The organism is Mastigocladopsis repens PCC 10914, assembly GCF_000315565.1.
Lineage (GTDB): Bacteria > Cyanobacteriota > Cyanobacteriia > Cyanobacteriales > Nostocaceae > Mastigocladopsis > Mastigocladopsis repens.
This window is the reverse complement of record NZ_JH992901.1, coordinates 23823-38559: the sequence shown is the minus strand read 5'-3', so window position 1 is coordinate 38559 and position 14737 is coordinate 23823. Positions and strand designations below refer to the sequence as shown.

Below are 14737 nucleotides of genomic sequence, written 5' to 3'. Positions count from 1 at the left end.
AGGAAGTTGAGCCTGCGATCAAGATTACTGCTGTGCCACATTGTTGTGATATTAGTTGGGTTGAGTACCCTACTCACAGTGAGCTGGTTCTTCTCGGGTCACCTGTTTGGGTTGCACTTAACGCTATTAGAAGGACGAGGATTTGACCTGGGTGCAATTTGCAACGCGCTGATTGAGGAGTTTGAGACAGCCTGCAACCGAGGAGCTTGGTGGTCACTACTGATAGGTGCAATCGTGGGAGGTGGTTTGAGTTACTTGTTTGCCAAGCCCATCGTACAACCTCTCATTCAGATGGATAAAATGACTCAGCAGTTTGCCCAGGGGAACTTGACAGCACGTATACCTGAGAGTGAAATTCCAGAGTTGAACCGCCTTGCCATGAACTTTAACCGAATGGCGTCCAACCTTGAAGGGGTAGAACAGCGTCGTCGAGAACTCATAGGAGACCTAACCCATGAGCTACGTACACCGTTGACAATCATGGAGGGTTATCTGGAGGGTTTAGCAGATGGTACGATTGAACCATCAGCAGAAGTGTTTCAGCGATTAGCCAGAGAGACAGCCCGATTAGGTCGGTTGGTGAATGATACACAAGAACTTTCTAAGGCGGAGGCGGGATATTTACTCATCAATATTCAACCCATCGATTTACATCCACTCCTGCTCTGTCTAATTAAACGGTTCTGCGATCAACTATTAGAAGAAGGTCCCGTGTTGCGTTTGGAGTGCCCACCCAATCCTCCCCTGGTATCTGCTGATCCTGAGCGAGTCGAGCAGATTCTGGTCAACCTACTTGGCAATGCGGTACGCTACACTGCGAATGGTTCTATCATAGTGCGAGTTTGGAGCGAACCTCCGAAGTTATGGATTGCGGTTATTGATACAGGTCATGGCATTAAGTTAGAGGAGCTACCCTTTGTCTTTAATCAATTTTGGCGATCAGAGCGCTCTCGTGTCCGCAACCCTAGTGGTTCTGGAATGGGTCTAGCTATTTCCCATCGTCTAGTTAAGTTGCAGGGGGGCGAAATCCTGGTAGAAAGTGAGCTAGATAAAGGAAGTACGTTTCGATTTTCGCTGCCGTTGGCATAAGAAGATAGGAGTTAACAATACTCACGACTTAGTACTGTTGAAATGTTATTCAAAGCACTAAGAATCTCCTAACTTATAGTCGAGAGAATCTCAAAGCTTAGTTTCTACTTGCTTGGATAAGAAAAGGCTTGCCCCAACTAACATACCCACTAAACCCAAATAAGGAACAATAGTTTTAATTCCAAGGATAGGCCATCTTTTGATACCGCCTAAGATGGCTCTCCAATTATTGCTTCCAGTAAAATGTGTGAGAATTAATTCTCTGCAAAACTTTTTACTATATCCGACTTCCATGAGTTTTGCATAAACTTTGGGCAAATCGGAATAATACACCCTGAACCATAACTTAGGGTTTGCTAAGGCATTTGTACCGCAAGCATATGCTAGATAAATATCCTTGGTAAATTTTACGCTTCCTTTAAGGGCGCAAAAGGCACTCCAATAGATTTGTCCTTCTAGGTTATTTACACTCAATGGCCACTTTTGTATAGCTAACTTTACTGCTTCTGTTTGGTATACTTGAGCAGTCATAAAACCTAAACCGAAAATATCTTCTGATAAATTACCTTCAATAAATGCTCTTCCATCAGCCCTTATCTCTTCGTTTTCAATAGAAAAATGGCGTTCCTTGATAACTTTAGCAGTTGGTATGTCAACCCGAGAATAATTCAGACTCAACAATGTTAAGTCTGGGTGGGATTGCAAGTTTTTCACTACATAATAGAGGGCTGTTTTCTGAATTTCATCGTCATCACCAATTACCCAAAGATATTTGCTATTAGTATTGTTGATACAATAAGCAAGATTTCTCATTAATCCGATATTTTCGTTATTTTTGTTGAATTTAAAGGATATATTGCTCAGAATTTCTTGCCACTTTTTTATGACCTCCTGAGTATTGTCTGTAGAACAATTATCAGAAATTAAGATTTCACAATCAGATTCATAACCTTGGATAGCTTGAGATAGCCATGATAACTGTTTATCCAGTAGCGTGGCACGATTAAATGTAGGAATGGCAATGGTAAGCAATTTCTGCATAAAAAACAACTAGTCAACAGTATTATTTACTCTAATCACCATAGAATCTGTAGAAATATCAGAAAAACCTCAATAATTTGTAAAAAACAGAATTATTAAGAATTTCAAAAAAGCGATAGATTTATTTTTTACTGCACCCTAGAAGCTTTATTAGCTATAACATATGAGTTTGACAAAGATATGACGAAACTGTGACAAAAATGTGACAATTTCTCAACTTCTTATAGAAGGGTAAAAAATTCCGTTGGCATAAAAATGTACGAATCGCGGAAAAGCTCAAAATACTGAAATCTCCATCCATCAAATATTTAAATAAGCGTCAATTTGAATAGCTATTGGGGGGCGAACCCTGGCACAAAGTTCTACCAAAACACCCCATCATGAGTGGGGTGTTTTGGTGTGGAATTGCATTTGGCATACTACAAGGCTGGGGAAGTTAAAAATGTGAATCTAAGTATAAATAAGCCAAAAGGTAAAAAATATCATGACACCCTTCCCTGAAAATTTAAGTATTCTGTATATACTCTTAAGAGTTAAGATTAATGGTGAGGACGATGTCATGGAAAATGGGAAACCCTTAGCTCTTGACTTCAGCAAGCAAGATACCTCTTTACAACTGTTTGAACGATCGCCCCTCCTCACCAGCCATGCCGCCGGATGGAACGGAATTCATCTGGAATTTCACCATCAACCGCCTGCCGAAAAGTCTGAATATCGATCACTTCAGCATCTGATTATCATTCACACTCTACCGCCTCCATCGACCGAAAGACGCTTGATTGATGGGTGCTTGTGGCATGAGGAAATTGCACAAGGGGATGTGGGTATTCTTCCGGCAAATATTCCCTGTCAAACCCAGTGGGATATGCCCCGTCAGTTCATTATGCTCTGTTTGGAACCAACTCAGTTCAGCCGTGCGATCCATGAATCGATTGATCCCGACCGAGTTGAGTTGCTGCCACACTTTCCTAAGCCCGATCCATTGATTTATCAAATGGGGTTAGCACTCAAAACAGAGCTAGAGAGAGATAGAGCAGGGAGTCGGCTCTATGCTGAGGCGATGGCAAATGCCATGATCGTTCATTTACTCAAGCATTATGCGGTACACACTCCCGTAGTTCAGGACTATTCCGGTGGTTTGTCTCGATCAAAATTGAAGCAAGTCATTGATTACATTCATAATCACCTGGATCGGGATTTGAGCTTGAATGCGTTAGCGGCAATGGTACAAATGAGTCCAACGTACTTTGCCAGGTTATTTAAGCAATCAACCGGATTCGCACCGCATCAATATATCCTTCATCACCGAATTGAGCTAGCCAAGCGGTTACTCTTTCAGCCTGAATTGTCAATCGCCGAAATTGCCTATCGAGTCGGATTTGCCAACCAAGGACATTTCAATCGCCACTTCAAAAAACTAACTGGAACAACACCTGGCTCAATCAGACAGCAATCATAAGAACAGATCAAAAGAGTATAAGAACATGTAAGACGACAAGCGCTCGCAACCGTTACGCTCAACATTAGTTGAGGTTGATCTGCCGTCGCCGACTGTTGTCATTAGGTAGCCAGCGGTCAGTAAACGACTCAGCCTTTCATAGGGTCGGCAAATCGCACGGGAGGTGCAAATGAAAAGACGTGGCTTTCTTCTTGGCAGCGCCCTGGCGCTTTCAACATCCGTTGCTTTTGGTCAATATCGAGTCGGGCTAACCTCACCCAATAATCCAGCAAGGAACTCGAAGGTCATCTTGCTGATCCACGGTGCATGGCATTCAGCACAACATTGGAAAAAAGTGTCCGAGTTGCTCACGCAAATGGGTCACCGTGTCGTTGCGATGGATCTGCCTGGGCACGGTCTAGAGGCGAAGTTTCCCACATCATATCTTCGACAAGACCTTGCTATGCTCGCGACTGAAGAATCGCCACTCAAGGCGCTCACCATTAAAGACTATGTCGATGCCGCAGTCGAGGAGGTGCGTGCCTTATCCACTGATCAAAAAGTTATTGTTGTTGGTCACAGTATGGGCGGGATTGTGGTCACTCAACTCGGTGAAAAGGTGCCTGATCGAATAGAACGGCTTGTTTACCTCACCGCATATTGCCACACAAAACTACCAGATCTACTTGCATACAACAATTTGCCTCAAGCTGCCGTCGCCCAATCGCGTCAGAGGGACGCCATCATTGGTAACCCCACCAAGATTGGCGCGGTTCGGCTCAATATGCGATCAATCGACCCAAACTATCTAGAAAAGCTTCGCCAGATCTTCTACAACGACATAACGATGGAGAATTTTCTTCCTTACGCTCATAGTTTGACTCCGGATCTACCACTGGGTCCGGTGACTGCCGACACCAGGGGAACGTCTGCACGTTGGGGTCGCGTGCCACGCACATTTATTCGCTGCACAAACGACAGGGCTATTCCTTTGGCCTTGCAAGACCTGATGATTGAGCAGGCTGACGAGTTGACTCCCAGCAACAAATTCCATCTGCAAACTCTGAATTCCAGCCATTCACCGTTTGCCTCACAACCTAAACTCCTGTCCGATATTCTCGACAGGCTACCCTAGCCTGGGTTTACTAATGGCTGGTATGCACAGCGCGTTTATTATGAGTATGATCCGAATCATCGCTGTGTAGATAAAAGTCTCGGAAGTTTCGGGTAGTCTTTCATATCCCACGTTAAATCATTAGGATATGCTTTAGTCATTCGCTCACAAGGTGCTGTTTTCTACAAATCTCAGCATAAGCCTTGTGAGCTTTCTTACGAAAGTCCCCCACTTTTAAAATATCCTCTGAGTATACCAGGGGGGCTTATGGCAATAAATATAAAAAATTCGCAATAAGCTAGACAAGAAAATCTAGTACTTATGTATTGCCAACCAGATGAAGATGGGCAAGATTCGATATTTGAAAAGACCTATCAAAAGTTAGAGCTTGAAAAGTTTTGCCTTGCAGCTGTAGAGTGAATTTAATTGGAGTGAAAATCAATAAGCTTAAAAGTGACACGAAAAGGCTGAAAAGCTAATTTAAAAAACTGATTTAAGAAAAAAAGCAAGTTCTGTAACCAGTTACGGCATTACCCGAACTCTGTCCGGAAACAGAAATCAAGGCTGAAAAGCCTTAATTTGTTTGTGTACCAGCATTTTTGAGAGAAAAGACCAGCGCTTTTAAGGGAGCATGACAACGCTGCTGAACAATCGCTATCAAGTTATCCAGGTACTAGGCTTCGGTGGCTTTAGCGAAACCTTTTTGGCAGAAGACACCTATATACCTTCTCGCCGTCGCTGTGTGATCAAGCAACTCAAACCGATAACAAATGATCCTCAAATCTACGAAAAAATTCAACAGCGGTTTGAACGGGAAGCAGCAACCTTGGAGTACCTGGGCGAAGGTAGTGACCAAATTCCCAAACTCTTTGCCTACTTTTCTGAGAACGGGCAGTTTTACCTGATCCAGGAATGGATTCAAGGACAAACTCTGTCAAACGTTCGCAAAGCTAAAGGGTCACTCAGCGAAACTGTAGTTAGAGAAATTTTATTGAGTCTGCTGTCAGTTTTAGATTACATCCACAGCAAAGGCATTATCCACCGGGATATCAAGCCTGATAACATCATTCTCCGCTCCTCCAATAGCAAGCCGGTGTTGATTGATTTCGGTGCAGTCAAGGCAACGATACATTCAGTGGTTTCCCCACGAAACCCTACTCAATCGCTCGTGCTGGGCACACCAGGGTATATGCCTAGCGAGCAAGCTGTTGGACGCCCAGTTTACGCCACTGACATTTACAGCTTAGGCTTGACAGCAATTCATCTGCTCACAGGCAGACATCCCAACGAGCTACAAACCAACCCTCAAACAGGGGAAATACTTTGGCAGAATTATGCCCCAGGGGTATCTCCGAATTTGGCGATGGTCCTTAATCGGGCAATTAAGCCCCAAGCAGGCGATCGCTACGATAGTGCTAGCAAAATGTTACGTGCCTTGCAGTCTGCAACTCCAAGGCGACAGTGGCTACCACGAGCATTCTCCCCGCACGGCGCTGCCCTCCCTGCCTCCCCTTCACCAACAGCTGCAATTCAACCCACAGTAGTAGCCCAATCTCCCACTGAAGCGTTACCCCAGCAAACCCAGCTATTGCCTTCCCATCAAAACACTCCAGTCACCCTTGTGTATTCCACTTATAAAAACTGGCAAAAGCTGGCTTGGCTCGTTAGCAGTTTGGTTGTGATTGGTTTGATTGGTGTATCAGTTATTCTTATGACTCGCAAGCCAGTTTCTGAAGTGCCTCTTGCTACATCACCCACATCCACACCGTTGCCAGAATCAAACACCACAAATCCAACAGAGTCACCCTCTCCTACCTCCACAGAAGCCAATAAGCCTGTGGTTTCGCAACCTACCTCACCACAGCCAAAAAACGAGCCACTCACTTCAGATGCTCCCGCAGTTCCTGTAGCATCAGCACCACCAGAACAAAACGCTCAAAGACCAACGCTTTTCACACCAAAGTCACGTCCAGCACCATATAAAAACAACTCGGCTCGCAATAACTCAGCTGGCAATACTAACATAGGTCGTGTTCCAGCATTTCCTCCGGGTACACAAAGAAGCACTGTAGAAACAGTTGTCGGCAAGCCAGATCATGATTCAAGAGGTATTTGGCGCAACACTCGTGCTATCAGTTATATATTAGTGCCAAATCAAATTCATCTTGGCTACATATTTGATCGTGATTCTGGAATACTTCGCCAAAGCGAAGTAGCTTTTGCTCAATCTGTAGACTTTCAGGTCATGCTGGCAACCTTAGAAAGAATGTTAGGCACTCAAGCAACAGAAGAAATTAAGCAGGGACTGCGACAGATGCAACAGCGTCAGTTGAATAGTTTCCGTTTTACCAGAGGTTCGTTGAAGGGTCAGATTGTGCGTCAGGAATGTGATTTTATTTATATCAGTGTATGGGATGCAAGCTTACATGATTTTGTGAGTCCTGCCAGCGCTAGAAAGTGTTGAAGTTTAGGTTATTGTACTGATCTACCCAGCTGATAAAGCTAGATAAATCTTCTCAACCTGCTAAAAAATACCAATTGCTATCTGAATTCCCCGTTGAATTCGCTCTAGAGATTCAGCACTGATTTGACCATAAGGACCGCGCTCTAAATACGGTTTTTGGACAGATGAAATATTGTCACAGATAGCAAGCGAATCTACTTCCAGTCCGCCTTCGCCAGCGAGAATCAAGATGCGAGTCGGTGTCTCACCTGTACTCAAATTACTAGTAAACGGAACAACCAGTACTGTGCGGCTCAATTCGTTGCGGACATTGATGGAAACAACGACAACCGGACGCTTTTTAGTATCTGCTATCGAGCGTAATGCTCTGGCAAGATAAATTTCTCCTTGGCGTGGATAGCCTTCTGTCATTGATTCAAAGACCTTCCGCCCTTAAGCTATCTTCCATTTGTTCTTGGGCAAATGTTGCCCATTCCTCTTCAAAACCAACATCAGCCTGTGTACGAGATTGGTAAGATTTCCGCAGTTGCTCTTCAATTTGTTTAACGTACCAAAGGCGTATTCCTTCTTCAAAGGCAGCAGAACGGTTATTTGTCAGCTTATCAACTTCCTCAAGCAGATGTGAGTCAACTGTAATTGAAACTCGTTGCTTTTGTTGAGAGTGGGTCATTGTCTAGAACAGATAAAATACTATTTGAAGTAGGATTTTTAATCCTACCTTTTATCATATCACAATTATTTTGATAAACTGGCTTTAAATCAGTTATCAGGCGTATGGTGGGGGATTTAGACCCGCCACCAACACCTTCCATCAATTGGCTTAGACCCAAGGATTTAACTGATAACTGATAACTGATAACTGTTCACTGTTAAACTCCTCTTCCCTCCTCCTCTATGCTCTGTGCGGTTTAATAATCCAGACCCCCTAACTTGATTGAGAACTTTGTTGGTACACTTGAACTTCATAAGCCCAGTAAAACAGCGCGATGGTTCATGTAAAGCGCGTAGAACTCACTAACTTCAAATCCTTCGGCGGTACGACCTCTGTCCCCCTACTGCCAGGGTTTACTGTCATTTCTGGACCTAATGGTTCGGGTAAATCCAATATCCTCGACTCGCTGTTGTTTTGCCTTGGACTAGCAAGTTCCAAGGGAATGCGTGCCGATCGCCTACCCGATTTAGTCAACACCACCCAAGTTACTAAATCACGTTCCGCTGTCGAAGCTAGCGTCACTGTCACACTTGATTTGTCAGATCATCAACTAGATGATGAACTAGAAACTTTACCTGTTATTTCCGTTGTTGAGGATGAGGAAGTTGGGGAAGTCGAGGAAGCACAAAAGGAAGAAAGCGCACAGGACAAAAATCGTAAAGAGAAAATCCGCGCCAAATCAGGTAGCGAGTGGAGTGTCACCAGAAGGTTACGAGTGACTCCGCAAGGAACTTATACATCGAATTACTACATTAACGGTATCTCCTGCACTCTCGCCGAGTTGCACGAAGAACTCGATAATCTACGTATTTACCCTGAAGGCTATAATGTCGTGCTGCAAGGGGATGTCACTAGCATTATCTCGATGAATGCCCGTGAAAGACGCGAAATCATTGATGAATTGGCAGGGGTAGCGGCGTTTGACCGCAAAATTAACCAAGCAAAAGAAACGTTAGATCAAGTTAAGGAAAAAGAAGATAGCTGTCGCATTGTCGAGACAGAATTAATCGCACAGCGCGATCGCCTCTCCCAAGATCGCGCCAAAGCGGAAAAATACCAAAGACTCCGCACTGAGTATCAAGAGAAACAACAATGGGAAGGAGTTCTATCGTGGCGTTCGCTGCAAGCACAACAAGAAAAGTTGGTGACGCAAATTCAAGAAGGCGATCGCACCTCCGCTGAACTGACAAATCAACTCACCACCCTAAACACAGAAATCGCCCAAAAAACCGCTGAACTTGAGGAACTCAACGCCCATGTGAAAGCATTGGGAGAAGAAGAACTTTTGGCGGTACAATCTACCCTTGCCACCCAAGAAGCGGAACGCAAGCAGCTTCAGCGTCAGCAAAAAGAACTAGAAACAGCGATACAAGAAACCGCCAAGCGCCTGCAACAAACTCAAGAGGAAATTCAACAGCATCAGCAGTCTCTGGAACAACTGGCAGAACAACAGATTGTAGAGACGCGCCATGGCGCGTCTCTACAACAGCAACGAGATGAGGCGCGACAAGCATTAGAAAATTCGCGGGAAGCCGCAGCAGAAATTGCTTCAGCTTCCGAAGCGTGGGTACAGCAACAAACTGCTCTTAACCGCCAAATTGAAACTTTGCTGCAAACTGTTGAACCCCAACGTACAGAGCAAGCACAACTCACAGAGCGTAACAACCAGCTTCAGCAGCAAATTCAAGAGCAAACGCAGCTAACTCAAACATTAGAACCGGAAATTGCTGAAAAACAATCCCAAATTGCCCATGTAGAGACGTTGCATGCAACGTCTCTACAACAGGTTGAACAGCTAGCCGAAACTGTATCAGCCACAGAACAAGAACTGCAAATCCAGCAGGAAACCCAAAAACGCCTCTTGCAAGAGCAACGGGAAAAGCAACGCCAATTGGACAAACTAGAGGCGCAACAAGCAGCACAACAAGAAGTCCAAGGAACCCAAGCCAGCAAAGTCATTCTACAATCAGGAATGCCTGGTGTCTGTGGCTTGGTTGTACAGTTGGGACGTGTGGAACCCCGCTATCAATTAGCTTTGGAAATTGCTGCTGGGGCACGTTTGGGGCATATTGTTGTGGAAGATGACAGCATAGGAGCCGCAGGAATTGAACTGCTCAAACAAAAACGTGCTGGTCGAGCGACTTTTTTACCGTTGAATAAAATTCACGCTCCCAAATTTACCCAAGATTTTACGCTGCGTTATGCCAACGGCTTTGTCAACTATGCCGTTAACTTGATTGAGTGCGATCGCCGTTATAAGGATGTATTTAACTACGTTTTTGGAAACACAGTGGTTTTTGCAAGTCTGAATCAAGCGCGTCAGCATATGGGAATGTATCGTATTGTCACCTTAGATGGGGAATTGCTAGAAACCAGTGGCGCGATGACTGGTGGTAGCACGAACCAGCGTTCGTCGTTGCGGTTTGGTACGGTGGAAGCTGCGGAGTCTGAGGAAGTCTCTTCTTTGAAAAGTCGGTTGGCTGACATTGAGCGGATTTTAGATCGTTGTAACGAGGCAATCAATACTCTATCTCCCAGGACAAAACAATTAACGCAAGAACTGACGGAAGCACGACAGACGCGGCGAGAACAACAGCTGCAATTGGAACAGTTGCAAAAAGAAATTAAGAGTTTGACGGCGCAGTTGGAAACAACGCGATCGCAGCTTTCCCAAAACAGAGAAAGACTAGCTACCGTTCAATCCCGCTTAGAGGTATTGGATCGGGAATTACCAGAGCAAGAGCAGCATTTGCAACAATTGCGACAAGCTTTAGCTGAGTTGGAACAATCACAAACTCCGAAAGAATGGCAACAAATCCAAGCAACAATCAAAATTCAAGAGCAACAATTGCAACAACGGGATGCAGCATTAAGAGAAGCAGAACAAAGATTGAAGAACTTGGAGAATCAGCAGCAGCGGTTGCAAGAAAAAATTCAAGAAGGGGAACAGCGTATTGAAGAATACCATCAAGAACAAATAAATCAGGAAAATCAACGTATAGCACTCAGCACTCAACACTCAACACTCAGTAGTGCTATCGCTGAGACTCGCGCTGCTTTGAGTCAAATGGAACAAAATTTAGGAGAAGAGAAACAAAGACGCGATGCAACAGAACAAGAATTGCGATCGCACACAATGCGTCAACAACATTTGGAATGGGAACTGCAAAAACTGCAAGAAACCCAGCAGACACGGCGCGAGGAACTGGCTGCATTGCAAACCCAATTGCAAACTATGGTGGCGGAATTACCAAATCCTTTACCCGAAGTGCCAGATAAAGTCAATTTAGAAGAATTACAAAAAGAATTGCGCTCTCTTGCCAAACGCCTGCAAGCAATGGAACCTGTGAATATGCTTGCTTTAGAACAATATGAACGCACGCAAAAACGCCTTGAAGAACTCAGTCAAAAATTGCAGACTTTAGAAGCAGAACGCACCGAATTACTGTTAAGGATTGAGAATTTTACGACTTTGCGGCAACGCGCATTTAAAGAAGCCTTCGATGCTGTCAATGAAAACTTTCAATCAATTTTCGCCACCCTTTCTGAAGGCGACGGCTATCTACAACTCGACGATCCAGAAGATCCATTCAACAGTGGATTAAATTTGGTTGCACATCCCAAAGGCAAACCGGTGCAGCGACTCGCTTCTATGTCTGGGGGAGAAAAATCTATGACTGCTTTGAGCTTTATTTTCGCTTTGCAACGCTATCGTCCGTCGCCATTTTATGCATTTGACGAAGTAGATATGTTTTTAGACGGGGCAAACGTAGAACGATTAGCTAAAATGATTAAACAACAGGCGCAACAAGCACAATTTATCGTTGTCAGCTTGCGTCGCCCGATGATAGAATCAGCCGAACGCACAATTGGTGTGACTCAAGCAAGGGGAGCTTATACCCAAGTTTTGGGTATTAAGTTACAATCTGACCATACGTCTGCTTGAGTTTTTGTTAATAATAGTGTATAGATAAACCGGATTCGAGATCAGGACTCGGTATAGAATGACCTCTGAACAAAGTATTAGACGTTCCGATATTTTAAACACCCAGGTAATCACCCGCGATAATGGCAAGCGCTTAGGAATCGTGAGTCAAGTCTGGGTTGATGTAGATCAACGAGAGGTTGTGGCTCTTGGCTTACGAGACAGCCTGATCTCTATTTCTGGAGTGCCACGCTATATGTACCTCAACAGCATCAACCAAATAGGTGATGTCATCCTTGTGGATAACGAGGATGTCATTGACGATGTTGAGGTTGAGACCTACAGCAACCTGATGAACTGGGAGGTGATTACAGAAACTGGTGAAGTCTTAGGCAAAGTACGGGGCTTCAAGTTTCATGGGGAAACAGGTAAGATGTACTCCATTGTCATCGCCTCTTTCGGACTGCCGCAAATTCCCGACCAATTCTTGAGTACTTACGAGCTTTCAGTAGACGAAATTGTGAGCACAGGTCCCAATAGATTAATTGTTTTTGAGGGAGCCGAAGAGCGAGTCACTCAATTAACTGTTGGTTTACTAGAGCGTTTGGGTATTGGCAGAGCACCGTGGGAGCGAGACATTGAAGAAGAATACTCCACCTACACTCCTCGTACAGTGACACCAGACAAGCAACTGCCAAGTGGAGTGCCATTAGAGCAACCTAAGCCGAGAATTGTTCGTACACCTGAACCTGTAGCGCAAGAATGGGATGAAGACTACTACGAAGAAGAACGTCCCCAGCGTCAGGTGATGAAAGCGCGGCAGTATGAGGCTGTTCAATATGAAGAGGACGAGGAAGAAGACAACTGGAGCGAGGCAACAGGTCAAGATAGGTATCAAAAACAACCAAAGTCTGACTCAAGTTCTTACAACAGTAAGTCATACGCTGACCAATACGACGATTACGACGACGATTTAGACCGTGATGCTTGGGATGATGAGCCACCAAAGCCAATTAATATTCCCAAGAAAGTCAAAGAGAGACAGCCAGAGTACGAAGAAGAAAGCGGTTATTGATTTGACCTTATTCTCCTCCACGTAAGTGGGGAGGAGAGCAGAATAAAAAGGTTTTGAGGAACTCGGTTTTTTAATAAACCGGGTTTCTATTTTTAGAAATTTAAAATATCTAATGATTCTTCTATTTCTAAATCTAAAATTCTTTCCCGCACATTTTTATGTTCCTCTAGCTTACCTTCTTTTCGATAAAGGTCTGCTGCTTTGTGAAAATCATCAATGACTCCCTGCTTATCTCCTAGGTGATAACGAGCATTCCCACGGTTGTAATAAGCATCAGCATCATTGGGATTCATCTTAATTGCCTGAGTATAATCCTCAATTGCTCCCTGATAATCTCCTTGGTCATAAAGAACATTACCACGGTTGTAATAAGCATCGACATCATTGGGATTCATCTTAATTGCTTGAGTATAATCCTCAATTGCTCCCTGATAATCTCCTTGGTCATAACGAGCATTGCCACGATTTTTATAACCAATAGCATCATTGGGACTCATCTTAATTGCTTGAGGGAAAGAGTCAATTGGTTGCTTGAAAACTCCTAAATTAAGACGAGAATTGTTACTTTTATCATAAAAATTGTCATCATTAGGATTAATCTTATTTGCCTGAGTGTAATCTTCAATTGCACCCTGGTAATCTCCTATGTGATAACGAACCTCAGCACGGTTTCTGTATGCAATGGCGTCATGAGGATTCATTCTGATTGCTTGAGTGTAATCTGCAATTGCACCCTCGTAATCTCCTAATTGATAACGAGCCAAACCAATTTTGTTGTAAACCTTGCCATAATAAGGATTTATTCTAATTGCTTGAGTGTAATCTGCAATTGCACCCTCGTAATCTCCTAATTGATAATGAGCTAAACCACGTTTGTAATAAATATCAGCATCTTTAAAGTTAAGTTTTAAAGCCTGATTGTAGTGATTAATTGCAGTGTTGTACTGTCCTTTCTCAAAGCATTCATCACCCAGTTTTACATAAAGCAGATTCATATCTCCATGATGGAAACGCAAATAGTCATTTTGCTCAGGATACAAGTTTCTTTTGACAAACTGTTGCTTCTGTTGCTGATAGCTGGTTTCCTTCTTAGGGTTATATTTCTCAAGAGGAGGCTTTTGGTTATAAGAATTGAAATCTGTAAAAGATTCTAACTGTTCTAGATAACACCGTAAGCCACCGCCATAGAGTAATTGTCCTATCCCGAATGAGATTTTTCCAGTTTTCAGCTTTATCATCTGGGTTGGAAGAAAGCCAGCCAAGAAAAGGTGATATTCTGGTTGTGCTTCATTGACTTCCTCTTGAATCAAAATACAGACCACAACTGCATTTTTTTGAACTTCTTCCGAATTAATTGACCATCTGACTTTATTAATATTGCCGTGACGGGATTTAACTGCGATGCCAACCGATGAATCGAAAGTCAGCGTAAAATCAACTTTGCCATCGCCAACGCCGAATCGTTTTTCATAATCAACTTCAGTCACAAAATCAGCTAACCGTTCTTTGACAACTTCTTCACCTAATTTTCCTTTCAAATTACTGATAAAAACATCACGAACTGCTGAAGTCCGCTTATATTTCTCAGCCATCTGCCAACAAAATTCCCGTAGCGTTTTTAACCTCTCTCCAGAGATGACCGTTAATTCGCTATATTGACCTTCTGTTTCACAATGCAGCAGACAACCAGATGTTAACCTTTTGATGAAATCAGATTGTAGCGATCGCAGTAGGGTAATCCAGTCCATTTATAGTTCTGCGAATCTTTTTGTTTATCTTATTAAAATAGCAAATCAGCGAGAACCTGTCTAAATTGTGTTTAATTTAACATACTCACCCATAGAACCCCACCCCCAACCCCTCTGGTGCAAGCCGAGAG

General features: G+C 43.6%; 10 protein-coding genes. 6 read left to right on the top strand and 4 right to left on the bottom strand.

The genetic code is table 11. The features are described 5' to 3' along the window. Nucleotides 1–48 precede the first annotated feature (48 nt). A complete protein-coding gene (locus MAS10914_RS0102225; protein ID WP_026082284.1) occupies nucleotides 49–1089 on the top strand; it encodes a sensor histidine kinase in 1041 nt (346 codons plus the stop codon). A gap of 90 nt (nucleotides 1090–1179) precedes the next feature. Here MAS10914_RS0102225 and MAS10914_RS0102220 read toward each other — a convergent pair whose 3' ends face one another. Further along, nucleotides 1180–2130, bottom strand: coding sequence for a glycosyltransferase family 2 protein (locus MAS10914_RS0102220; RefSeq protein WP_017314265.1), 951 nt, complete (start codon nucleotides 2128–2130; stop codon nucleotides 1180–1182). A 484-nt stretch (nucleotides 2131–2614) separates the two neighbouring features. Here MAS10914_RS0102220 and MAS10914_RS0102215 point away from each other — a divergent pair, with 484 nt between their 5' ends. From MAS10914_RS0102215 to MAS10914_RS0102200, 3 genes are all read left to right on the top strand, one after another. Beyond that, nucleotides 2615–3589, top strand: coding sequence for a helix-turn-helix domain-containing protein (locus MAS10914_RS0102215; protein WP_017314264.1), 975 nt, complete (start codon nucleotides 2615–2617; stop codon nucleotides 3587–3589). 169 nt (nucleotides 3590–3758) lie between these two features. Further along, on the top strand, nucleotides 3759–4703 hold the full coding sequence (locus MAS10914_RS0102210) for an alpha/beta fold hydrolase (protein WP_017314263.1): 945 nt from the start codon (nucleotides 3759–3761) through the stop codon (nucleotides 4701–4703). A gap of 610 nt (nucleotides 4704–5313) precedes the next feature. Then, the gene (locus MAS10914_RS0102200; RefSeq protein WP_017314261.1) at nucleotides 5314–7146 is read left to right on the top strand and encodes a serine/threonine-protein kinase; all 1833 of its coding nucleotides are present in this window, start codon (nucleotides 5314–5316) and stop codon (nucleotides 7144–7146) included. Between the two features lie 60 nt (nucleotides 7147–7206). On the opposite strand, the gene MAS10914_RS0102195 is transcribed toward MAS10914_RS0102200, so the two are convergent. Together MAS10914_RS0102195 and MAS10914_RS0102190 are read right to left on the bottom strand one after the other, a co-directional pair. Continuing rightward, nucleotides 7207–7557: a type II toxin-antitoxin system PemK/MazF family toxin gene (locus MAS10914_RS0102195; protein ID WP_017314260.1), complete on the bottom strand. Its 351-nt coding sequence runs from the start codon at nucleotides 7555–7557 to the stop codon at nucleotides 7207–7209. A 4-nt stretch (nucleotides 7558–7561) separates the two neighbouring features. Continuing rightward, nucleotides 7562–7816, bottom strand: coding sequence for a ribbon-helix-helix domain-containing protein (locus tag MAS10914_RS0102190; protein ID WP_017314259.1), 255 nt, complete (start codon nucleotides 7814–7816; stop codon nucleotides 7562–7564). Between the two features lie 316 nt (nucleotides 7817–8132). Here MAS10914_RS0102190 and smc point away from each other — a divergent pair, with 316 nt between their 5' ends. Both smc and MAS10914_RS0102180 read left to right on the top strand, forming a co-directional pair. Continuing rightward, on the top strand, nucleotides 8133–11804 hold the full coding sequence (gene smc, locus MAS10914_RS0102185; RefSeq protein ID WP_017314258.1) for a chromosome segregation protein SMC: 3672 nt from the start codon (nucleotides 8133–8135) through the stop codon (nucleotides 11802–11804). A 58-nt stretch (nucleotides 11805–11862) separates the two neighbouring features. After that, nucleotides 11863–12858, top strand: a complete 996-nt coding sequence (locus MAS10914_RS0102180) for a PRC-barrel domain-containing protein (protein WP_017314257.1) — start codon at nucleotides 11863–11865, stop codon at nucleotides 12856–12858. 92 nt (nucleotides 12859–12950) lie between these two features. Here the strand turns inward: MAS10914_RS0102180 and MAS10914_RS0102175 are convergent, their stop codons facing one another. Beyond that, the gene (locus MAS10914_RS0102175) at nucleotides 12951–14606 is read right to left on the bottom strand and encodes a tetratricopeptide repeat protein (RefSeq protein WP_017314256.1); all 1656 of its coding nucleotides are present in this window, start codon (nucleotides 14604–14606) and stop codon (nucleotides 12951–12953) included. Nucleotides 14607–14737 lie beyond the last annotated feature (131 nt).